1 protein-coding gene is annotated in these 544 nt (G+C 71.3%); it reads right to left on the bottom strand.

Annotated features, from left to right (window positions below):
- On the bottom strand, positions 1-544 hold a 544-nt coding region (locus tag ACTJJX_RS35080), incomplete at both ends, for an Ig-like domain-containing protein (protein ID WP_440782068.1).

Here is a 544-nt window from a genome sequence, read left to right as displayed (position 1 = left end):
CTGCCGTCGGCGGTGGCCTGGCCGATCGGGTTGCCGCCGCCATCGGTGAGGATCACCGTCGCACCGGCTTCCGCGGTACCGGCGATCACGCTGCCGTTGCTCGGGTCGATCACCGGCGCGGCCGGCGCCACCGAGTCCACCGTGGTGCTGGCCGGGCCGCTGGTGTTGCCGGCAGCGTCCTGGGCCACCGCATTGACCACCGTGCCATTGGCCAGCGGCGTGCCGGGCGTGAAGCTCCAGTTGCCGCTGCCATCGGCGGTGACCTGGCCGATCGGGTTGCCGTTGCCGTCGGTGAGGATCACCGTGGCACCAGCCTCGGCGGTACCGGCGATCACGCTACCGTTGCTCGGATCGATCACCGGGGCTGCTGGCGCCAGCGAGTCGACGGTGGCGCTGGTGGGACTGCTGTTGTTGCCGGCGGCGTCCTGGGCCAGCGCATTGATCACCGTGCCATTGGCCAACGGCGTAGCGGGCGTGAAGGCCCAGTTGCCGCTGCCGTCGGCGGTGACCTGGCCGATCGGGTTGCCGTTGCCGTCGGTGAGGA

Origin of the sequence: Pseudomonas sp. 22490, assembly GCF_052044465.1 — a bacterium.
GTDB lineage: Bacteria > Pseudomonadota > Gammaproteobacteria > Pseudomonadales > Pseudomonadaceae > Pseudomonas > Pseudomonas aeruginosa.
Note: the sequence above shows the minus strand (reverse complement) of the source record. Positions and strands in the feature narration are given on the sequence as shown.